Genomic DNA, 21,757 nt, shown 5'->3' with positions numbered 1-21,757 from the left:
GGACGCGTGTGGCTGGATTCCTGTGACAAGCACAGGATGAGGGATGAGGGGTGTGACCATCCCGCGGACCTCGAAGCACGAGGCCGGCGCGCCGCCAGTCTCCTACCGCATGCGCCCTTCATTCATATCGGCCGGATCGTAATTAACATCCCAATCCTTCTCCGGCTTCTTCTTGCCCGGCGGGTTCCGGTTGACGGTCGCGTCCTCCGAGCCGGTGATGACTGTCGGCTTGGCGCTCGCAACGCCGCTGGCCTTTCGGTCGGCGCGGGATTTGGCGAACTGGCCGGCCGCGTCTTTCTCGGGATTGCCCATCTCATTCGCCTTTCTGCTTCATCGCGTCGCTGAAATCCTTCATTTCAGGGTCGCGGTTGTTTTCGTCGTTGGCGTCGCGGTTCTTGTCCGGATCGTCCTTGGCCTTCAGGTAGCCGCGCGGCCTATTGCCCTTCGGTCCTTCCCAGCGGGGGGACTGGTCGGTGGTGCCGGGAGCGCCGTCCTTGGGTGTCGTCATGCCCATCGTCGTTTCTCCTTTGTTGAGTAGGAAGAACCGCAAAAGGACGGAACAGTTCCAGCCCTATGAGATCGCGGCGGGAGCAGTCGGCGCAAAAATATGGAACAGTGTCGCCGCCCATCGGTTGGTGAGAGGTCGCAACCCTGAAACATGGAGCCGAAAATGAGCAAGACCAACGTTCGTGATCTTCAGAAACGCGCCGAACAGCAGGTTAAAAATACCAGCGCTGGCGGCCACCTCGGCGGCACCTATTCGGCCAGCAACCCGACGGCAAAACCACCTCGGACAGCAGCAATGACAGCGCCAAGGCTCGGCCGAACGATGGGAGCAATTGAAGCGATAGCTGATGCTGCGTCTGGCCGGTTAATAAGGCCATCCGCTCAATAAATCCTTTGCGCCCAGCGGAACCTGGGCGCACTCCTACGAACGCCGCGATCCCGACGAAGACTGGGGCGCAACGAGGTGCGCCCCGTCGCTCGCGAACCGTGGATAGAGCTTTAGACAAGCTCAAGGCGCGTAGCGTGTGAAGACAAAATCATGGTCTTTCACATTGCCGACATGGCAGGAAAGACAGGTTTCGTGCTGCGCGGCATCAACCGGCTTGTCGTTGACGAACCTTCCGAAGCCCCAACCATGGCTGTCGGGATATTTCTTGGAGTCTTTCACCATCACCTGCACCGTGGTCGAAGCCCCCGGCACCGTTGCCGGCGCAAATTCTGTCGATTGTTCGCGTTTGTAGGCAAGCTTCACCAGGATCGACCCGTCGGGAAACGGCAGGGTGCCCTTCTTATATGCCTCGACGGCAATATCGTTGCCAAGGACGGCGGGCAGTTCGTCGAGCGGCGGCGCCTCCTGTGCCGGCGCGATGAATCTCCAGTCCCTGTAGCCATCAGGAATGGTGACGCCGTAGATCGGCGAGGCGTTTTCCGGCGGGACGCCCGACGCCGCGGAAGAGAAGACGGCGGCGCTGAGGGCGAGACTGGAAATGGCAAATACGCCAAGGAGAGCAAGCTTCATCGAAAACTCCTGCCGGACGATGATCTGCGGCAGGATCGTTCCGGATTGTATCTGACGAATGTCAGTCTGCGGCCGAAATGTATCGAAGTGTAGCCGTGTTCCCCTCCGGCTGAGTACTCCTGTCCCTCGGCCTCTCCCGAGGGATACCTCAGGAATGGCGGAAGGCGAGGCAGAGCGCCAGGTTACGAGGAGACGCAGCAATCCGCCGCGTGTGCCATCTTTCGCAAACCTGGCGCAACGCGCATTATTCGTTGATATCCGGCTCGACGACCTTGGCGAGATTGCGCAGCGATTCCTGCCAACCGAGGTAGCAGGCCTCGGGCGGAATGACATCGGGCACGCCGGCCTGGGTGATGTCAACTTCGGTGCCGACCGAAACCTTCTTCAGCGTGACGGTGACGTCCATTTCGCCCGGCAGGTTCGGGTCTTCGAACTTGTCGGTGTAGCGGACGCGTTCACCCGGAACGAGCTCGAGGAACTCGCCGCCGAAGGCGTGGCTGTTGCCGGTCGTGAAGTTGCGGAAGGACATTCTGAAGGTGCCGCCGACAGCCGGTTCTAGATGATGCACGGTGCAGAGAAAACCATTCGGTGGAAGCCATTTGGCGAGCGCGTCGGCCTCGATGAAGGCGCGATAGACCTTTTCCGGGCTGGTCGCGAAGACGCGGTGCAGGCGTATGGTGCTTGGCATGGTGGTGATCCTTTGTGAACGGAATGAACGAGCTAAGGACGGATAAACCGTCGCCGACCCGACAGGGAACCGATCTTTTCTTCGAGAAAAATCACGCGAAGCTGAATTGCGCCGCGCCGCAGACACGTTTTTCCCTGCGCGTCAGGCAGCCGCCTCATTGCCCAGCGCATTGAGCAGCAGGCGGGCGGCCTGTTTCGACGACGCCGGGTTCTGTCCGGTGATCAGCTGATCGTCCTGGACAACATGCACGGCCCAGTCCTCCGTCGCTGAGAACTTAGCCCCCTGCTCTTTCAGAACGTCTTCGAGCAGATACGGCACGACTTCGACGAGTTGCACGGCTGCCTCCTCGGAATTGGTGAAGCCGGTCACCGTCCGCCCCTTGGCGATCGGCCCGCCATCCGGCGCCTTGACCTTGGTCAGGATCCCCGGCGCATGGCAGACGAGCGCCAGCGGCTTGCCTGCCGCGAGCGTCTCCTCGATCAGTGCATGGGCGTTGCGGTCGTTTGTCAGATCCCAGAGTGGGCCATGGCCGCCGGGGAAGAACACGGTGTCATAATCGGCCTGGCCAACGTCAGACAGTCGCAGCGTATTGGCGAGCGCGGCTATTGCGGCCGGATCCTGTTCGAAGCGTCGCGTGTCTTCCGTCTGAAACGCCGGCTCATTGCTCTTCGGATCGAGCGGCGGCTGGCCTCCTTTTGGCGAAGCGAGCGCGACCTCGGCCCCGGCATCACGAAAGACGAAATAAGGAGCAGCAAGCTCCTCGAGCCAGAAGCCCGTTTTCTTGCCGGTATTTCCCAGCTGATCATGCGATGTGAGAACCATGAGTATTTTCATTGCCAGCTCCTTCGGCCCGGCCGGCCGGACAAAGCCTTCGCGTCCGGTTTAACGGTGAAATACTGCCTGCAATCTCATGCTGAATGCCGAAATCATAGATCGGCCGCCCCCGCGACTCAAGCCTTCTGGCCTCGGCTGGATCCTCCCGAATACCGCTGTGAGTTTTAAGGCCGAGGTGTATGAAGAACGACAGCTTGCGCATACGATCGCCGACATCGCGCAAGCGTCCGGGGGTGTTGGAAATGAGCAAGCCGAATTATCGGGATATCGCCCGCCACGCTGGCGTCGGAACCGCCACCGTCGAGCGGGTCCCGCGGAGGTGTGCGCCCGGAGCTGGTCGAGAAGGTCATATCCGCCGCGCGCAGCCTGGATTACCCGCGCAAACTTCCCGACGCCCATCGCGGCCTTCTCCGGATAGCAGTGCTGATGGTGCGGCCGGAAACGAGCTTCTATCGCCGCCTTTCCCTCGCCTTCGAAAGAATTGCGGCGACCCTCGACCCGTTGGTCGTCGTGCATCGCAGCTTCACCGACGTGATGAATGCCGAGGCGATCGCATGCGAGTAGGTCCTAAACCCTATGCGATTACCGGCAGAGACGGCAACGATTCGACGGACAGATGGGCCGAGGATCTGACGCTGCGCTAGATGGTGCGTGACCTGTGGGATGCCATTGCCCGAGCCTGCGCGAACGAAGATCGAAGCCAATTCCTTCTCTCGCCCGCCCCTCGCGGCAGCGTCTCGTTGGCCGCCATCGACTCAGTCTCATCGGTGCCTCATCTGTACGTGCGTCCACAGCGGAGATCAAATCCCGCGCGGCGGTTGGGGATTGTTAATCAGAAATGCCTAATGTAAATCTTACCGAGCACAAGTTGTGTACGAATGGAGTTGCTATAATATCTGGTAGGATATTCGATTAAGGAGAGCCTCCTACATGCGGAAAATTCCTGCTGCCCGCCTAGCCCTCGGAAAGCCGGAGGCAGAAGCTTCGAGCTTAATCGACCGGCTTTTGTTCTTTGACCGCGATTTCAATCCCATCGAGGATCTGCTCGGCAATCCGCTGCCTTCGTCCGTCAAACCGGCTGCCTCCTTCTGGGAGCATTTTCCGGAGTTGGACAAATCAGCAATTACGCTCGCTTTCCGTTCATTGGATGATAATTCCCAGCCTTTGCGAATATCGGGCAATCTCGGCGTCCCCGGCTCACATGGCCTGACGATCTATCGGATCGGCGACCTGTTTGCCGTAGTCCGATCCGAGGAACAGTTCGACGATGAGCGAGCAACGCTTTTGCATCTCGCAACCCATGATCCGCTGACTGGACTGCCGAACCGGCGCCAGTTCAGCGAAGACCTGACCACCCTGTTGCAGGAAAACGCTGGCTCGAGCGAGACTTTGTCGCTGATGCAGCTCGACCTCGACGATTTCAAACCCGTCAACGACACGCTCGGGCACGCCGCCGGCGACAAGCTTCTTCAATCGGCGGCAAGGCGTATTCTTGCCTGCCTTTCCAGCGATGACAGAGCCTATCGGCTGGCCGGTGATGAATTCACGGTGGTTTCCGTAGGGACGGGACATCCAGCGAGAGCCCACCGCCTGGCGGAAGATCTGGTTGCTGCGTTCAAAAAGCCCTTTACGATAAACGGCATCCCGGTGTTTGTCGGCACCAGCATCGGCATTTCAAGCGCTCCACTGGACGGGACAAGTCCGGAGCAGCTGATGAAGGCTTCCGACCTTGCGCTCTACACTGCCAAGAAAGAGGGGCGCGGCCGGGCAAAAGCCTTCGACCCGTCAATGCTTGAATTACTGGAGCAACGGGAAATGCTGCGCCGCAGCCTGCGCATGGCCTTGGCCCAGCAGCAATTCTATGTCGAATACCAGCCGATCGCCGAGGACGGCTGCATTGTCGGCTTCGAAGCATTGCTGCGATGGCACCACCCCCTGCTTGGAAAAATTCCACCGGCGGTATTCATTCCGATGGCCGAGGCGGATGGAATGATGCCTGACATAGGCGCGTGGGTCTTGGAGCAGGCATGCCGTGAGGCGGTGAAGTGGCCGGAGAACTACCTGGTCGCCGTCAATCTGTCGGCGGCCGAATTCCTCACGAGCGGCCTCACCGACCGGATTTCCCAGACGCTGGACCTCGTCGGACTTCCGCCCGATCGTCTGGAGCTCGAAATAACCGAAAGCGTGCTGCTCGAGCGGACCGTTAACAACATCGACACCCTGAACACTCTCAACGTGCTGGGCATCCGAATTTCGCTTGATGATTTCGGGACGGAATATTCGTCCCTGAGCTATCTGAAAACATTCCCTTTCGATACGATCAAAATCGACAAATACTTTATCACTGATCTCGAAACCGATCTCAAAAGCCAGGCAATCGTGCGCTGCATCGTGAACCTTGCACATGACCTCGACATGCAAGTGACAGCCGAGGGGGTCGAGACGCCGGGTCAGGCGGAATGGTTGCACAGCGTCGGCTGCGACAGGCTACAGGGCTATCTGATGAGCAGGCCACTTGCCGTGGAGGCAATTGACGAATTCATTACCCGCGCGGAAGTATCCAAGATCCACGCTCGACAATAATGCTTTACCAATTTTTCGCCGTGCTTTTAGATCGCATGCAAATCTGACGCTCCAGACAGACGAATGGAGGGTGTATTGGAAGAGGAAGCATCCCGCTTCGACGACCACGCATTTGTGCCAATGGTATCGCTGGAAATGAGCGTTACGGTGTTCAAATCTCAATGGCAGTTTTGCGACGAGATTACCGAATATCTCTCCGACATTCTCGGCCAGGGTCACAGCGATCCCGCTCGGTACGCCAACTTTCTGTCAGTCGCGGCAAACGAGCTCATCGAACTCGCTTTTCGTGCGACGAACGGACGGGGCACGATAAGTTTCAGCCTCGCCCGCAGCGCGACGTACAATCGGCTGCGAATTGCGTTTCCTTGCGATGAGGAGTTTCGCGACAAACGCGTGAAGACGGGATCAGGCAAAATCCGGCCTGGCTCCGACCGCGGGTTCGATCACCCGGTCACGCAGTCCGAAGAGGCTTTGCTCAACAATTTGGCGACAATATTCGGCGCCGCCATCCACATCGAGAAAGACGGCGCGGACAGGATCGGCATCATTGCCGACTTCCCCTCGGCCGAGGATTTTCAATGAGTCTGCTTTCCATGCCCTTCACCGTGCAGTTTGATCCGACAAATCAGGAGCTCGTGCTGTCCGGCAAGATGCGGCCCGAAAGTGCTGGTGACATTGCCGATGCGCTCGAGCTGGTGCGGCAGAGTTTGGAAAAATACAGCGGCATCGTTTACCTCAACGTCAAACGTCTGACGCACATCAACATGACGGCCTTCACTGCTCTGTGCGATATCCTCGCGGCCGGCTGCCGAACGAGGCCGGAACGGAAGATCAAGATCATCACCTCGAGCGTGATGGCATGGTCTGCTTCGCTGTTCGAGATGTTGGCGGCATCGCTGCCGAACCTGTCGGTCGAAGTCTATGATTCGGCCTTTTATCCCGGCCAGAGCTTTGTCGAGGACGAGTCGTTCATTCCCATCCTGCGCACGCAGACGAAAATGACCTGGAGGCATGAGCGCGAACTCTTGCCGCGCCACGGTCTGCGCAGCGGTGTTGCTGCCATGGCAGATATCTGCTGCGGCATCGGTGATTTCGCAACTCTGGTGCAACGGGAATTCAAGCCGACGCGCCTCGTCGCACTTGACCACTCGGTGCGCAGTCTCGACTATGCCCGCAAGGTCGCCGCCGACTTCGGTCTGGAAGGCATCGAATACACTTACGGCGATGCTTCACAGATGCTGCTTCGAGACAATCAATTCGACTTTGTGACCTGCCGGCACTCGCTGCAGATTTTCAACCGCCCCGAAATGCTGCTGCGGGAGCTTTATCGCATCTGCAAGCCCGGCGGCCGTGTCTACATCACCAACGAAAAGAATTCGCATTGCCTGGGGGAGCCGCATGCTGAATCGATAAGATGGACTTACGAGGAAGTCGCGAAACTGTTCAGGCACTTCGACATGGATGTCGAGATGGGGCCGAAAAGCCGCCATCTGCTGCTCAACGCCGGATTCGATGACATCAAGCTCGACTGCTTCATGGTGACGAATCTTGACGGCGATCCCCAGGACTTCGCAGACATCATCGAAGCCTGGGAAAATGTCTATGCGGGCGAGATGGCCGTGCGCCGCGGCGACTCTCCGGATTTCATTCGCAGGTTCCGGCAAGGATTCAGAGATCACGTTTTTGCCGCTCTTCACCCCAAAGGTTATGCCGGCTGGCCGATCTGGGCAGCCTCTGGTCGAAAGCCGCTGTGATGGATGGAGGATTATCGAAAAAACCGGTAGGACTGCGCTCGTTTCGGGCGAAATTCATCCTGGTCGTCGGTGGCGCCGTCCTCTTCGACTTGCTGGTCAGCGGCGGCCTGGCGCTGTGGAATGTTCAGAGGCTCTCGCGTGATGCAACCCTCGAAGTCGGCCAGGGGCTTGAAGCTGCAAGCCAGGAATATATACGCACCTACGCCGATTCGACCGCAGCTCAGGTCAGTCTTCTCCTCAAGCAGGTTCATAACGACGTCGACACCTTGGCAGGCGTGCTCCAGGCGCAGATCGACAATCCTGCCCGCAATTCCGATGTGGGCGCGGCGATCGCCCGCACATCCCCCGCCAGTGTCATCCTGTCTTACGATGAGAAGGGAAAATGGTCTCAGAACGCGCCCGGCTCCGCTTCGGTCGTCAGCGTGTGGGGTTACCTGCTCGGACAGGACCATCAGCCGAAACCCGACATCCAGCGCGATCTAGAGACGAGCGCGGTTCTCGACCTCGTTGCGCCGAGCCTGCTGGACCACGGCGCTTCAAAGCTGCAGATGTATTACATCGGGCCGAGGGAACGGCCGATCTTCAGGACGGCGCCTTACACCGACCAGGCTCAGACCTTCGACCGCCTTTATCCGGGGCACAACGAGGCCGATTTTTGGGATTTCTTCTTTCCCGGGCTTTATGAGTCCTGGCAGGGCTGGGCCAGGGATCCGAAAACGCGACCGGTCGCGGACGATATCACCCAGACAGCGCCCTATACCGATGCTATTACCGGCAAGCTGATCGTCAGTTTCTTCCATCCATTGTGGACAGCCGACAGGAAGGACGTTGCCGGGACGGCCGGCGCCGACATCACACTCGACCAGCTCGCGCAGATTGTTGAGAATGTGAAAGTGGCCCAGTCCGGCTTTGGATTTCTCGCAATGTCCGACGGAAACGTCGTGGCGATCAACGGCACAGGAGAAAAAACCCTCGGTCTGCGTTCTGCGAGCGATGCGGGCGGAGCCGGCGCCTTGACCGGCCTGCAGCGCTCGCTGAAGGGAAGCTCCCAGCCTGCCATCGCCAAACTGGCTCTTGACCGAGAACAGGGCATTCAGCACCTGCTGTTGCAGCAGGACGGCAACGAGGTCCCCTATATCGCCATCGTCAAGAAACTGCCGGCGACCAGTCTCTGGGTCAGTGGCCCGGTTCGGCAAGAGGCGATGTTGCTGGGGGTGGTTGTGCCCGAGCGAGAAATCGAGGCCTCGCTCTATGCGGCCCAGGCCAAGATTTCCGAGGCGACGAACCGGATCGTGCTCTACCAAATCCTAGCGATTTTGATGTCATTGCTGATCGTGACCATCGCGGTATTTGCCGCCTCGAAACGAATAACCAGCGGCATCAGTGCACTGGCAGGTGCCGCCAAGCGGATTCAGGCGCAGGACTATTCCGTCAGAGTGGCGATAACAAGCAAGGATGAGGTCGGTGCGGCTGGTGAAGCGTTCAATCGGATGGCCGAACAGATCAGCTATCACACCGAAAATCTCGAGCAACTTGTCGAAGAACGAACGGCCCAGATCGAAGATGCGAAGGAAGAGATTTCGATGCTGAACGCACAGCTCGAGCGGGAAAATCGCCGTCTTGGAACGGAACTGGCCGTCGCCGAGAGAATCCAGCTCATGGTTCTTCCGTTGCAGCAGGAGCTGGAGGAATTCGAGGACATCGAGATTGCAGCCTATATGAGACCTGCGGAAGAAGTTGGCGGCGATTATTACGACGTCTTGAAGCACGGACGGCGGTTGAAGATCGGCATCGGCGACGTCACCGGCCACGGCCTCGAAAGCGGCGTGTTGATGTTGATGGTCCAGTCTGTCGCCCGCGCCCTGCAGGAAGCAGGAAACACCGACGCCGTCGAATTCCTATCGAATCTGAACAGCGCCCTGTTCAAGAACATAGTCAGGACGAGAATCGACAAGCATCTCACCCTGGCTTTTCTCGACTATGACGGCAAAGAGATGATCCTGTCGGGACAGCACGAGGAGGTTGTCATCGTGCGGGCGAATGGGGAAATCCAACGCATCGACACCATGGATCTCGGCATACCGATCGGGTTGGAAGCCGATATTTCTGCGTTTATCAAAACCCGTGAAATAGCGTTTGAAAAAGGCGACCTCATCCTCCTGCATACCGATGGCGTAACGGAAGCCGAAAACGATGCGGGAGAACTGTTCGGCATCGAACGCCTCTGCAGGGAAGCGCTCCGCTTGAAGGATCAGAGCGCTGAGAAAGTCGTTTCGGAAATCGTCGCGACATTAATGCTCTTCATCGGATCACAGAAGATTTATGACGACATCACGCTTCTCGCAGTGCGGCATAGGTGAGACATGACGGCCAAAATCTACGGTCTCGAATCTCTGGTGGACATCAGACTGGATTCAGGCCCTCGCCTCACGTTGAGCGATGGGCCACTTCAGCTTGGATGGAGGCATTCGGGAATGACGTCGGACTTCATCGCGGAGATCATGGCCATGCCCTATTCCCGTTCGAAGAAGGATTACCTGCAGGCGCATCATGACATCGGATATCTCAGCAATGAGCTGATCGAAAATGCCGTGAAATTTCGACAGCCCGGCGAGATCCTGATCGAAGCTGGCATGGTCGAGGGAAGCTTTTTGATCAGGGTGCGGAACGCCATCGACAGCGCGACAGCGTCTCGCTTTCAGCAGCTCCTGCAACGCCTGCAATCGAGGGAACCCGGCGTTCTGCTTCTTGAGCAAATCGAAACTAACGCCATTTCGTCAGCAGGCGGTTCCGGCTTGGGTTTGCTCACCCTTCTGAGCGATTACGATGCAAGAATGGCATGGACATTTGAAGAGAATAACGACCAGCACATCATACTGACGACGACGGCAGCTGTGGCGATGCCACCCTCCTCCAATTTGTGAGCCAAGAATGGAAATCAGCGACGAAAACTTCCGCGTATGGGCGGAAAAAAATGAAGTCTTTTTCGACGGCGTGTTCCGCCTGGCGGGACCCGATGCCTATGCACCGATTTATTCATTGATAACAACCCTCCTTCACGAGGGGCACAAACAGGTGACCTTCGACCTGACCGGTCTCGAATTCCTCAATTCCTCGGGGATCAATCTCCTGGCGAAACTGACGATCGATGCCAGAAAAATGGGCGACCTCCTCCTCGTTGTGAAGGGCACCAACCAACATCCCTGGCAAACGAAATCCCTTCCGAATCTGAAGAAGTTGCACCCGCTTCTCGATTTGCGCCTGGCGTGAGATGGGCGAGGAACCTCTCCGTCCTCAATCCTGTGCCTGTCACAGGAACGTGGTTCATCACGGCGCAGGCGCTCCGTGGCTGGATTCCGTGATAGGCACAGAACGAGGATGAAGATGTTGGCGCAGCGAACGGCCTGCGGCAATGCCCCAGCGCAGCGCCCCCTGACTCTCCGCTATGCCCGCCCCACCCTCCGTCATGCTCGGCCTTGAGCCGAGCATCCACGCGGCACCCACCAGCGCCAGCGGCATGGGTCCTCGGGTCAAGCCCGAGGACGACGGAGATTGGGGTTGGCGTCTCGCCAGACTCAGCCGACTTACGAAGCGCACCGCCTCGCTGAGCTACATCATGCGGCTACCATCACGCTCATCTTGTCCTCCCGTCGTGACCCTGGGAATGCCTGGAGTGTGAGCTGACGACGATTCACTCCCACCTCCGTCATGCTCGGCCTTGCGCCGAGCATTCACACGGCGGCCGCCAACGCCTGCGGCATGGGTCCTCGGGTCAAGCCCTGGGATGACGGAGAGTGTGGCTGGCGTCTCGCCAAACTCAGCCGACTTACGAAGCGCACCGCCTCGCTGAGCTACATCATGCGGCTACCACCACGCTCATCTTATCCTCGCGTCGTGCTCTGGGAATGCCGGAGTGTGAGGTGACGATGTCCCCCACCTCCGTTATGCTCGGCCTGTTGAACCGAGCTCCACACGGCCCACGCCAGCGGCACGGGTCCTCGGGTTCAAGCCCTGGGATGACGGAGATTGGGGTTGGCGTCTCGCCAAACTCGGCAACCTCACAAGGCATGCCGCATCTTGGATGGTAACGGGTGCGCCGCTCCCAGTTCTCTCGCCGCCCTAATCCGCGGCCGCGGTTCCATGAACGAGCAACGGGCTATCTCCATGGTACTGCATGCTGCATAGCAGGCACGATCTCTCACCCAACCGGATGATTGCAATCACTGGTTCGGACTATAGTTTAGAGCAGGTTTCCGGCGACTCAATGCGAGATGTCGTCGATTGGGCTTCGATCTTCGCGACGAACTCTTTTTTAAGAGCATGCCCGAGCAAGCAGATGTGGCTGGTTTAAAGGAACCTTCACGGCTCGAGCAGCTTTGACGGGTCCATAGACCCATCGGGATGTTGCAAAGGGAACGACATGCGCAAAACAATAGCAATAGGCCTGGCCGCCTTGATCGCCATCTACTTTGTCGGCGGCATGAGCGCGAGACATGAGATTTTTCCTTGGCCGCAACTTTCCGCGCTGACGAAAATGGTTGGCGGCGAGAAGCCGGCGGCTCCAAGCCGTTATACTTTCAACGACAAGGAGCGACTCATCGGGGATGAATCAAAAACGCTTGTGACCTGCCCAGCTCAAACCGATCGAACTGCTGTCTTACTGCTTCTTGGCCAATCGAACGCTGCCAACTACGGTGGACAACGGCACCGGTCAGATTATGGCGCGCGTGTTGTAAACGCCTTTGACAAACGGTGCTTCATCGCGGCGTCGCCACTTCTTGGATCGACCAACACCAAGGGAGAGTACTGGACGCTTCTCGCCAACAAATTAATCGCATCGGGACAAAACGACAACGTCATCCTCGCACCTCTCGCATATGGCGGATCAGAGGTCGCACGATGGGCGGCAGGCGGTGACCTCAATCCGGCGCTGGTCGATACAATGAAACAGCTTCAGGATTCCGGCTATCGGGTAACGAGCGTGCTCTGGATGCAAGGAGAGGCCGACCTCGTTTTGGGCACCACTGCGGAGGACTATCAGGCACGTTTCGTGTCGATGGTCGACACATTGCGCCAGCACGGCGTCGAAGCACCGGTTTACATTTCGATCGCATCGAAATGCCTCGAACCGAGCAACGGCGGCTTCAAGGAGCATATTCCAGACAATGCCATCGTACGGGCGCAACTGGCCCTATCAAAAAGCGGCCGCGGTATTCGAGAGGGCGTAAACACCGACGCGTTGCTCAATGGAGACGACCGCTACGACGATTGCCATATTGGGGGCTCAGGCGCGGAGAAAGTGTCGCGGGCCTGGCTGGACCTTCTGAGCGGCGATCGCCGCCTAGAAACCTCCGGGTAGTCTTATCAGCAAATTCCCCCAAATCCGTGCCCATTCCTGCAGTAGCGGAATCCGAACAGCGAAATGCCCCGCCAGGACGGGGCATTTCGTATTAGCTGATGCCGCCCTAATCAGCGATGCCACACCGGAGGGAGCGACAGGTACAAGGATGACATAGTTCGGAAAATCTTCAATTTACCTGTACTTACTAATCCTACCGCGGAACCTGTTTTGGATTGAGATCAACTCGACTTAAGACCTCAGGTCCAGGTTTTCGCGCCTTCGCGCGTTTCGGCCGTGGCTGCCCGCGCGGCGCGGCGCGCCGCTGTGCTTCATCTAAGACCATAGCCGCTACCCTGAACCGGACCTCAGTCCGATGTGCAACGCGCGATAGCAACCTATCTTTCGAGTCAGTTCACGTCGTGCAGTGCACGGCATCTGATGGTCTCATTCGGAGGAAAACGATGCGGATAGCAACCTTAGCGTCCCTGGCCGTGCTTTCGCTGGCGCTTGCAGCGAGCCCCGCAACGATTGTCGGGCTGGACATGGCCGCACTTGCAAAGGACGGCGGAAACGGCGGCGGCAATGGTGGCGGGGGCGGCAACGGCGGCGGTCATGGCGGCGGCAACGGAAATGGTGGCGGCCAGAACAGCGGTTCAGATCACGGCAGTTCCAAATCGCAATCCGTGAGAGGCAAATCGTCAGAGGCAGCCGGCAAGAACAAGTCCGGCAAGACAGACACCGCAGCCAAAAGCACGAAAGAGAAGAACCTGTCGGCGCAGCTTAAGGGCCTGAATTCCTTGAAACGGAATTACCGGGCACTGATGAACACATCGGACCCGCGCATGGCTGCCATTTCGGCCTACGCCGTGGCCTACGCCCAGTATGAGCTCGACAACGGAATCGAGCCCGCAGCCGACGACCCCGTACTGGGCGATGCGGCGCTGGAGGATGCCTTGGCTTCAGCCACCAAAACCGGCGAGGTCAGCCCGGCGGTTCTGGACGAAGCCAAGACCATTCTCGGAGTTGGCGACGCCGACGGCAAGATTGATCAGATCCGCACCTCGCTCGAGAACGCCGCGTCGACGACGTCAGATGAATAGCCACGAGTGAGTTGCGAGCGGTGCGAAGCCACCGGAATAGCTTCGCACGAACTATAAGAGCATTTCCGATTTTGTTTGAGTTCGGAAATGCTCTATTTTTTTGCCAACTCACTGGCAGGCCCTAAGGCTGGACCGCCATGTTCCGCATATTCTAATCCGCTTTCCCGGGCATGGGCCTCGCTGCCGCGCAAGGTCAGATCAGCCGGCGCCGACATTGTTTGGTTGAATTGCCGGATGGCAATGCCTGATGTGGCACATCGGCTGCAATGGCTCTCGTCGGTCCGCCTCACCCTCCGTCATGCTCGGCCTTGAGCCGACCATCCACACCGCCCCATCGACACCAGTGGCATGGATGCTCGGCTCAAGGCCGATCATGACGGAGTATGGGATTTGTATTCCCGCCTAACCCGCCGCCACCGCTTTGGGGACCGCCGTGCCGCCTTGACAGCGTGGCTCGCATGACCGGCTCCTCGTCGTTCGCCTCGTCTTCACGCGCCTCATCGTCTCGCGTCTAATCCCTAAAACTCCCCCGCACACCGGATACAGATGGGCGCGATCCCGCCGCTCCCCCAAGCCGCTTCAAGCCGCCTTCCCAAGCACCGCCTCGCCCATCGCCTGCGGCTTTCCGAGCAGATAGCCCTGCGCCTCGTCGCATTGCTCCTCGCAGAGTGTATCGAGCTGCGCCTGCGTCTCCACGCCTTCAGCCAGCACCGGCACCTCCAGGCTCCGGCCGAGCGCCAGGATGGCGCGGACGATCGCCTTGGACTGCGGGCTGGTCTCGACCTCGGCCATGAAGCTCTTGTCGAGCTTGATTTTGTCGAAGGGGAAGGAGCGCAGCGTTTCGAGCGAGGAATAGCCGGTGCCGAAATCGTCGATGGCAATCGACACGCCGAGCGCCTTGATCGCGCGCATCGTCCGCAGCGCCTTCTCCTTGTCGACGATGATCGAGCTTTCGGTGATCTCGATTTCGAGGCGGTGGGGGTTCAGCCCGGTTTCGGAAAGGATGCCCGCGATCACTGTCGCCATGTCGGCATGGCCAAGCTGGACCGGCGAGAGGTTGACGGCGATCTTGTGGTTGTTGTTCCACCTTGCTGCCTCCCGGCAAGCTTCGCGCAGCACCCATTCGCCGATCGGCAGGATCGCGCCGCATTCCTCAGCAAGGCCGATGAAATCCATTGGCGGGATGTTGCCGCGTGCGTGATGTCGCCAGCGCAGCAGCACCTCGTAGCCGGTGATCTCGCCGGTGCGCACCGATTTCTGCACCTGATAGTGCAGATGCAGCTCATTGCGGTGGATCGAGGCCCAGAGGTCGTTGGCAAGCGCGCGGCGGTGGCGCGCGGTCTCGTCCATCGCGGCCTCGTAGAAGCAGACCTTCTCCAGCAGGGATTGCTTGGCGCGGTACATGGCAAGGTCGGCATTGGCGAGAAGCCCGTCGACGCTCTCGGCGTCACCAGGGTAGATCGCAACACCGAGGCTGGCACCGGTCTTGATCTCGAAGCCGTCGACGGAGACGGATCCACCGAGCGCGCCTTCCAGACGGGTGATGAAATCATGGAGCGCGCTCAATTCGTCGAAGCGCTTGATCGCGGCGAACTCGTCGCCGCCGAAGCGGGCGACGAACTCGCCCTCCTGCTGCACCTCGGCGAGACGGCGCGTCAGCTCGACGAGCACCATGTCGCCGGTGCCGTGCCCGTGTTGGTCATTGACCTCCTTGAACTTGTCGAGGTCGATGCCGACGACCGCCACCTTGCCCCTCACCCGCTCCGCGACCATCAGTTCCTCAGAGACCCGCTCGCCGAAATGCAGCCGGTTCGGAAGGCCCGTCAGCGCATCATGCTTGGCTAGGAAGGCGACCTGCTCCTCGGATTTCAGCCGATCGGTGATGTCTTCGAAGGTGATGACCCAGCCGCCATTGGGCAGCATGTTGACATTCTGCTGGAGCGATTTGCCGCTCGGATATTTGTGAACCGCGCTGCCGGCCCCGCCCCTGATCAGCGCCATGTTCCTGGTATAGTGCGCCTCGGCCCGCGCGGCCGCTTCCGCCGCGTCCTCGGTGTTGGCAGCATAGCCAATTTCGACCATCTGCCGGTAGCCCATTCCGGGGCGCACCGATCCCTCGGGGAAGCGGAAGATTTCGAGATAGCGCTTGTTGCAAAGCACTAGGCGCTCATCCCCGTCGAACAGGCAGATGCCCTGCCCCATATTCTGCAGCGCGACGTCGAGATTGTGGGTTACCTCCTTGATCCTGTCGGCATCCGCCTTCTGCTTGCTGTTGTCCTTGGTGATCTTCGCAAAGCCGATCAGCGCGCCGCTCTCGTCGTGAATTGCATCGATGACGACATGGGCCCAGAAGGAGGATCCGTCCTTGCGATAGCGCCAGCCCTGGGTTTCGAATCTGCCTTCCCTGCGGGCGGTCTTTAGCGCCCGCTGCGGCAGGCCGTTCCGGCGGTCTTCCTCGGAATAGAACAGTGAAAAATCCTTGCCGACGATATCATCGGCGCTATAGCCTTTGGCGCGCTCGGCGCCGGCATTCCAGTTGCTGACCTTGCCGTTAGGGTCGAGCGTGCAGATGGCGTAGTCGGTCACGCCCTGGACGAGGAGCTTGAAGTTGCGCTCCGCCCTTGCGGCCTTGGCCTCCGAACGCACGGCGAATATGGCGGCCGCAAAACCCGCGGCCAGCAACGAAAAGGTGACGGCGGCGATCGTCACCACCATGACATCAGGCGAAAGCAGCGTCGCCGGATCGAGCGCGGCAAAGCCTGGCGTTACGGTGACACCGGCCATCGCGGTGAAATGCAGGGCGACAACGCCGAGCGTCAACAGAAGCGCTGATGCGAACCTGGCCAGAAGCGAACGCCTGCCCCTGCTCGCAAATCGAAAAGCGGCAATCGAAAAGGCGATGCCGAGAACGATCGACGCCGCCACGAAGCGCCGGTCCCAGGCAATCTCTCCCGGAGATTCTATAGCCAGCATGCCGGTGAAATGCATCGAGCCGATGCCGGCGCCGAAGAGCACGCCCGCGCCGATATTCGCCGCCCACCTGCCATAGGCGATCTTCGCCGCAACGGCGCCCGTCGTCGCCACGATGGCGACCAGCAGCGAAACCAACGTCAGGCCGGGATGATATCCGACGACGATACCGGGGTCATAAGCAAGCATCGCGACAAAATGGGTGGCCCAGATCCCGAAACCACCCGCCGCCCCCGCCGTCAGCATCCATATCCACCGCGCAGAGCCACCCGACGACATCGCCCGATCAAGCAGAACCATCGCGCAATGGCTGGCGAGAAAGCAGATCAACCCCGCAAGACCGACGAGCGAAAGATTATGCTGCTCGGTGATGCATGTCAGAACGGTGAACATTGAATGGGCCCCCTCAATTCGAGGGGTTACGCTATGCGGCGGGTGTTTAAGGAAGGTTGAAGTACGTGGGGTGGTCAGCGGGAATGGGGGGCAAAATTGGGTCGCTGGGGCGGGTTGTTCAATGGGTTGTGGGATTAGGGTTTACGGTGGGTGTGTTGGTATGGTGAACGGATTTGTGTCGTCATCAATTGCCGACCGGAATGCCGCTTGAACTTCCTGGCTTTGTTCGACAAGTGAATTCTACTCGAGTAGCCGTCGCACGCCGGCCCAACTGTTCGCCATTGGGCCGATACTTTTCGAACCAGGGAACCGGCTAGAGGAATTTAAAACGCATTGGGTGCAGCCGGCCGATCAGGAACGCGCTGGTCTGGATTGCCACCGCATTGTCCGCCTACGGCAGTATCCTCGCCCGGATCGCAACCGTCATCTCCTGTTTCAGATCTTCTGCAGAGAACGGCTTGGATATGACAGGGCAGCCGGCATATTCCTGAGGCAGACTGGCGCTTCCGTAACCTGTGCTGAACATGAAGGGGATCCCCCGCTTGCGCAGGATCTCGGCGACCGGGAAGCTCGGCTGGCCGGCCAGGTTGACATCGAGGACGGCCAGATCGAACTCGCTGCCGGCGGCGGCGGCGCATGCTTCGGGCAGCCGCGCGACCGATGCCGCAATTCTGCAGCCGAGGTCTTCGAGCATGTCTTCGATCAGCAGTGCCACGACGCCCTCATCCTCGACAACAAGCACCTTGAGGTCGGAAAATTCACCCATCTGTCGATCCGCGCAACGGTATCGAGATCCTGCAACTGACGCCGGCGGGTTCATAGGCGAGGTCGATTGCGCCGCCGAGATCCCGTTCGATGCAGCGCTCCATCAGGCGGCTGCCGACGCCGCGTCGTGTCGGTGCCTCTACCATCGGGCCTCCCTGCTCCTGCCAATCGAGAAGCAACTCCCGTCCGGACCCGGTTTCATCAGCCAGGTGCCAGTTCAGCGAAAGCGTGCCTGTATTGGATGACAGGGCTCCGTGTTTGATGGCGTTCGTCGCGAGTTCGTTGAGAACCACCGTCAGGCTGAGCGCCGTCCGAGGATCGAGATCGGCCGAAGGGCCGGCGATCGTCACGCGGCTTGCCGCCCCTTCCACAAGCGGCATCAACACCTCGCCGGCAAGGCCATCCAACGGCGTGTCCTTCCAGTGCCGCTTCGTCAGCAAATCATGGGCCCGCGACAGAGCAAGAACGCGCGTTTCGAACCGATGCAGGAAATCGTCCAGATTATCCGCATGCCGCGCCGTCTGCCCCGCCAGCGACTGCACTGTCACAAGCGTATTTTTGACCCGGTGATTGAGTTCGTCGATCAGCAGCTTCTGCCGGCTCTCGGCCTGCTTGCGCTCGGTAATGTCGACGAGCATGTTGATCGCGCCGACCAGCTTGCCGTCGGCATCGTGGAGCGGCGTCGGATAGGGTGTGAACGGCACCCGGCTACCGTCGGGGCGTTCGGCGATCGCTTCGGCCCCGCCGACCGGGCGGTCTTCTTTCAGCGCGATGGCCATCGGGCACTGGTCATGCGGTAGAGGCGTTCCATCCGTGTTGTACAGACGCCAGGTGACGCACCACATATCGCCGGGTTGAGGCAAGCGGCCTGACATTTCGACTGCCGCCTTGTTGTAGAAGGTGATGCGGCCTTCGGCGTCGGTTGTATAAACGGCCGCTGGCAAAGCTTCCAGAAGGTCGCGCATGCGTTGTTCGCTGGCGCGGATTTGGTCTTCCATCTGCTTTGCCGCGGTGACGTCCTGGATTACCCGCACGCCATAACGGAAATGACCGGTTTGATCGCGCACAGACGAGCTATGAACGTCAAGGTAAATCGTCTGCCCATCCGGCGTCGTCGAGCGTTTTCGGAAGGAATAGCTGTCCAATTCGCCACGCACCTGGCGCTCGTAAAGCGCGCCATCCTCGTCCCTATCGCTTTCGTGGGTATAATCGAAGAAGCTCATGCTGAGCAGTTCCTCGCGCGACCGCTTCAACATCTTGCAGAGGGCGTCGTTCACCCGCAGAAGCCGGCCGGAGGCATCGGCTTCCGCGATCCCGATCGTCGCCGCATTATATGTTGCCGCCAGCCGCTCCTCGCTTTCGCGCCGAGCACTTTCGGCCTCGTAAAGCTCGGTCACATCGGTCGTGAAGCAGCGGGTACTGACGAATTTGCCGTCCTGGAGGCGGCTGTTCGAAGTAATCAGCACATGCTTGACCGACCCGTCCTTTGCCCGCAGCCGCGCGGGATAGCGGTCCAGCTTCTCGCCGCATGACAATCTCTGAAGGATATCTCCGATGACAGGCGCATCGGCGTGAAACTCGGCTATGTGGCGGCCGACATATTCGTCGGCGCTGTAGCCGAGCAGAGCAAGCTCAGCCTTATTGGCGCGGCGGATGATGCCGTCACCGCTGACAATATGAAGGCCAACCGCGCTGTTTTCGAAGAAGTCCTCGAGCTCCACGATCTTGCGGCGCACCTCTTCCTCGGCCGCTTTATGCGCCGAGATGTCCTGGAAGCAATTGATCGCACCCTGGATATTTCCCTGGTGATCTCTGAGCGCGCGAATGTTCACCAGTGCGGGAAAACGAAAACCATCCGGTCGCTCGATGATGACTTCGGCATTGTGCGCGGACGTGCCCAGGGAAACAGCCGCCGCCATCGGGCAATCGCCATGCGGCAAGGGCGCGCCGTCGGGCAGAAAAAGGCGGTAAGATCCGCAGAAACGGTCGTGCTTCCCATCGAGCGCCGGCGCGCGCCCCCAAAGCTCGGCAGCCTCCGAGTTGTAGCGCACCAGCCAGCCTTCATGGTCGCAGACGTAGACGGCGCCAGGTATGGCATCAAGCACGCTCGGCGCCAGACTGAGAAGGACCTCGAATTCACTCAGCTTTCGTGAGGCGGTGGCAGGGAATTCTTCTACATTCGACATCAAACGTCCTAACTCAATGCCTCCGCCAGCCTTCAGCTATCGCAGACAGGAACAGCAGCGGGATATTGAGAGTCCGCCCTGCATGACTCCACAACGGGTCAACAGCCACAAACGCGTGACTCGGGGATTGGTTTCAACGACTGGCGAAGATTTATTCAGTGTGGCGCCAACGACCCAGGGCAGCCCCTCCGAAATCCCTGTCGGCCGAAGCCGCCGCCGAACTGGCTATCTAGCCGCCATGATCCTGAGCCGCGAACCCGCTCGGGATCACCCTTCCACTTCACTCGCTATCATTGGTAGTCGGGAAGGCTGACCTTCCCTGGCGTATCAAGCCAAGTCCGAAAGACTTCGTAAGTCACCGCGCCCGAAGCGATCCCCTTGACCATTCTGCGGCAAAGTTCCCTGGCCGTTTCGATTTGTAGCGCTTCATCTTGTGCTTGGTGGGCGGCTTTGCGCTCACAGCTGGGATTGGTACGTCAGGTCGATCAAACGGCTTCGACTTTCAGCGAAGATTTCGGGCCCAAATTCTACTGGGCCGATCGAGGAGCTGATGATGATTGCGTATTGATGAAGCCGAGAGAAGTTCTCGTTCGCCTTGCCTCTTTCGTGTTGGCGACCTCTGCTTTGTTGATCTTCTTGGTTTTAGGTTTGACGCGAGTTATTTAGCCTCACTTCGGTTGCAGACTGTAGCGCTTGAGAATTGTTCCAGGTCATAAACCATTGCGTTATCCTGCCCGCGCAGCCCCTGGATGAGGGGAATCACTGGGATGTCGATCTTGCTAAGAAGTTTGTCGCTACTGGTTGGAATAACATTGGCTGTACCAGCCTTTGGCGATTGCTTAACCGCTAAAGAAACCAAACAGGGCGTGCTGCTGACCAGAGAAGTGCCTTTCTATTCCGTATTCTACAAGCCGGACGGCCCGGGTCTCACCGAACAACGGCTGATGGAGCGCGACGGTTCACTGCAGCCGGTGTCGGCTGTATATGTGCACCCCTTGCTCGTCGAAAAGAGAGTGAGTGCCAGCGGGACGCATGAGCTGAAATACGCGAATGCGATTGCGCTAGACGATCTACCACAGAAGAAGAACTGGCAATCCGCCACCACGCTTTTCATCAATGGCAAAAAATCCGTTTCCGGCACAACTTTTATTCGGTTCGACGGCTTGGGAGAGGAAACGATTGCATCCTGTTCCTACAAGGTTTGGGCCATCAACAGCCGTCTCGAACTGACGGAATTGCCTCCGATTATTTTCGAACACTACTATTCCCCCGAGCTTCATCTCGTTCTTCGTTCGGTAACGCTAAGCCCCTCCAACCGGCCGTTGAGCGAGGTTCGATTTGATCGGTTCCAAGTTGGCTGGGGCAACTAGGGCTTTGGCTGGGGCAACTAGGGCTATTGTGTCCCTCTATCAACCGGAGCCTAGTTAGCATGAGACCCGCAACCCATTAAATGGCGGCTTTCGGGCTTGACCAACGGCTCGTCGGACGGCCGGAATGGAGGCGCAAAGCAGCCTTGTCTCTCAATAATGAGATAGCTCGGAGCCATCAGTTGCTGCCGGTTGATATCGGCGAATTGCATCCGATCCCAATGCCACTTAGATTTGAACCACCACCGGAG

At 59.0% G+C, this 21,757-nt stretch carries 18 protein-coding genes and 1 pseudogene; 11 read left to right on the top strand and 8 right to left on the bottom strand.

Annotated features, from left to right (window positions below):
• Window positions 1-102: 102 nt before the first annotated feature.
• Window positions 103-312, bottom strand: a complete 210-nt coding sequence (locus PYR71_RS11665; protein ID WP_183913021.1) for a hypothetical protein — start codon at window positions 310-312, stop codon at window positions 103-105.
• A 1-nt stretch (window position 313) separates the two neighbouring features.
• Window positions 314-514 (bottom strand): hypothetical protein, encoded by a 201-nt coding sequence (locus PYR71_RS11660; RefSeq protein WP_009992991.1) that lies wholly within the window; start codon window positions 512-514, stop codon window positions 314-316.
• 156 nt (window positions 515-670) lie between these two features.
• Between PYR71_RS11660 and PYR71_RS11655 the strand changes: the two genes are divergently transcribed.
• Window positions 671-895 (top strand): hypothetical protein, encoded by a 225-nt coding sequence (locus tag PYR71_RS11655; RefSeq protein ID WP_275619616.1) that lies wholly within the window; start codon window positions 671-673, stop codon window positions 893-895.
• A gap of 120 nt (window positions 896-1,015) precedes the next feature.
• Here the strand turns inward: PYR71_RS11655 and PYR71_RS11650 are convergent, their stop codons facing one another.
• The 3 genes from PYR71_RS11650 to PYR71_RS11640 form a co-directional block, all read right to left on the bottom strand.
• On the bottom strand, window positions 1,016-1,525 hold the full coding sequence (locus PYR71_RS11650; RefSeq protein ID WP_275619453.1) for a cytochrome P460 family protein: 510 nt from the start codon (window positions 1,523-1,525) through the stop codon (window positions 1,016-1,018).
• A gap of 244 nt (window positions 1,526-1,769) precedes the next feature.
• The gene (locus PYR71_RS11645) at window positions 1,770-2,213 is read right to left on the bottom strand and encodes an SRPBCC family protein (protein ID WP_097584244.1); all 444 of its coding nucleotides are present in this window, start codon (window positions 2,211-2,213) and stop codon (window positions 1,770-1,772) included.
• A 141-nt stretch (window positions 2,214-2,354) separates the two neighbouring features.
• A complete protein-coding gene (locus tag PYR71_RS11640; protein ID WP_275619452.1) occupies window positions 2,355-3,047 on the bottom strand; it encodes a type 1 glutamine amidotransferase domain-containing protein in 693 nt (230 codons plus the stop codon).
• Between the two features lie 242 nt (window positions 3,048-3,289).
• On the opposite strand from PYR71_RS11640, the pseudogene PYR71_RS11635 reads away from it, so the two are divergent.
• From PYR71_RS11635 to PYR71_RS11595, 9 genes and pseudogenes are all read left to right on the top strand, one after another.
• Window positions 3,290-3,602: pseudogene (locus PYR71_RS11635) on the top strand (LacI family DNA-binding transcriptional regulator); the annotation flags it as partial.
• A 375-nt stretch (window positions 3,603-3,977) separates the two neighbouring features.
• Window positions 3,978-5,630, top strand: a complete 1,653-nt coding sequence (locus PYR71_RS11630) for a putative bifunctional diguanylate cyclase/phosphodiesterase (RefSeq protein WP_275619451.1) — start codon at window positions 3,978-3,980, stop codon at window positions 5,628-5,630.
• A 75-nt stretch (window positions 5,631-5,705) separates the two neighbouring features.
• Window positions 5,706-6,212: a hypothetical protein gene (locus PYR71_RS11625; RefSeq protein WP_275619450.1), complete on the top strand. Its 507-nt coding sequence runs from the start codon at window positions 5,706-5,708 to the stop codon at window positions 6,210-6,212.
• Window positions 6,209-7,384: a class I SAM-dependent methyltransferase gene (locus PYR71_RS11620; RefSeq protein ID WP_096770940.1), complete on the top strand. Its 1,176-nt coding sequence runs from the start codon at window positions 6,209-6,211 to the stop codon at window positions 7,382-7,384. The genes PYR71_RS11625 and PYR71_RS11620 overlap by 4 nt, the downstream gene beginning before the upstream one ends.
• Entirely contained in the window at window positions 7,381-9,744 is a 2,364-nt protein-coding gene (locus PYR71_RS11615; protein WP_096770941.1) for a SpoIIE family protein phosphatase, read from the top strand. Before PYR71_RS11620 ends, PYR71_RS11615 begins: the two co-directional genes overlap by 4 nt.
• A gap of 3 nt (window positions 9,745-9,747) precedes the next feature.
• Window positions 9,748-10,308: a slr1658 superfamily regulator gene (locus PYR71_RS11610; RefSeq protein WP_275619449.1), complete on the top strand. Its 561-nt coding sequence runs from the start codon at window positions 9,748-9,750 to the stop codon at window positions 10,306-10,308.
• A 7-nt stretch (window positions 10,309-10,315) separates the two neighbouring features.
• Window positions 10,316-10,654: a slr1659 superfamily regulator gene (locus PYR71_RS11605; RefSeq protein ID WP_096770943.1), complete on the top strand. Its 339-nt coding sequence runs from the start codon at window positions 10,316-10,318 to the stop codon at window positions 10,652-10,654.
• A gap of 1,150 nt (window positions 10,655-11,804) precedes the next feature.
• Window positions 11,805-12,743, top strand: coding sequence for a sialate O-acetylesterase (locus PYR71_RS11600; protein WP_275619448.1), 939 nt, complete (start codon window positions 11,805-11,807; stop codon window positions 12,741-12,743).
• 443 nt (window positions 12,744-13,186) lie between these two features.
• Window positions 13,187-13,825: a hypothetical protein gene (locus tag PYR71_RS11595; protein WP_096770945.1), complete on the top strand. Its 639-nt coding sequence runs from the start codon at window positions 13,187-13,189 to the stop codon at window positions 13,823-13,825.
• Between the two features lie 579 nt (window positions 13,826-14,404).
• Here the strand turns inward: PYR71_RS11595 and PYR71_RS11590 are convergent.
• The 3 genes from PYR71_RS11590 to PYR71_RS11580 all read right to left on the bottom strand — a co-directional run bounded on the left by PYR71_RS11590 (window position 14,405) and on the right by PYR71_RS11580 (window position 20,139).
• A complete protein-coding gene (locus PYR71_RS11590) occupies window positions 14,405-17,188 on the bottom strand; it encodes an EAL domain-containing protein (protein WP_096770946.1) in 2,784 nt (927 codons plus the stop codon).
• A gap of 391 nt (window positions 17,189-17,579) precedes the next feature.
• Window positions 17,580-17,954, bottom strand: a complete 375-nt coding sequence (locus tag PYR71_RS11585) for a response regulator (RefSeq protein ID WP_096770947.1) — start codon at window positions 17,952-17,954, stop codon at window positions 17,580-17,582.
• The gene (locus PYR71_RS11580) at window positions 17,947-20,139 is read right to left on the bottom strand and encodes a PAS domain-containing sensor histidine kinase (RefSeq protein ID WP_275619447.1); all 2,193 of its coding nucleotides are present in this window, start codon (window positions 20,137-20,139) and stop codon (window positions 17,947-17,949) included. The genes PYR71_RS11585 and PYR71_RS11580 overlap by 8 nt, the downstream gene beginning before the upstream one ends.
• 767 nt (window positions 20,140-20,906) lie before the next feature.
• Between PYR71_RS11580 and PYR71_RS11575 the strand changes: the two genes are divergently transcribed.
• Window positions 20,907-21,509 carry a hypothetical protein gene (locus tag PYR71_RS11575; protein ID WP_096770949.1) on the top strand — a complete coding sequence of 201 codons (603 nt, stop codon included), beginning with the start codon at window positions 20,907-20,909 and terminating at the stop codon, window positions 21,507-21,509.
• The last annotated feature ends 248 nt before the right edge of the window (window positions 21,510-21,757 follow it).

This window comes from Rhizobium mulingense (assembly GCF_029194105.1).
GTDB classification, from domain to species: Bacteria; Pseudomonadota; Alphaproteobacteria; order Rhizobiales; family Rhizobiaceae; genus Rhizobium; species Rhizobium mulingense.
Note: the sequence above shows the minus strand (reverse complement) of the source record. Positions and strands in the feature narration are given on the sequence as shown.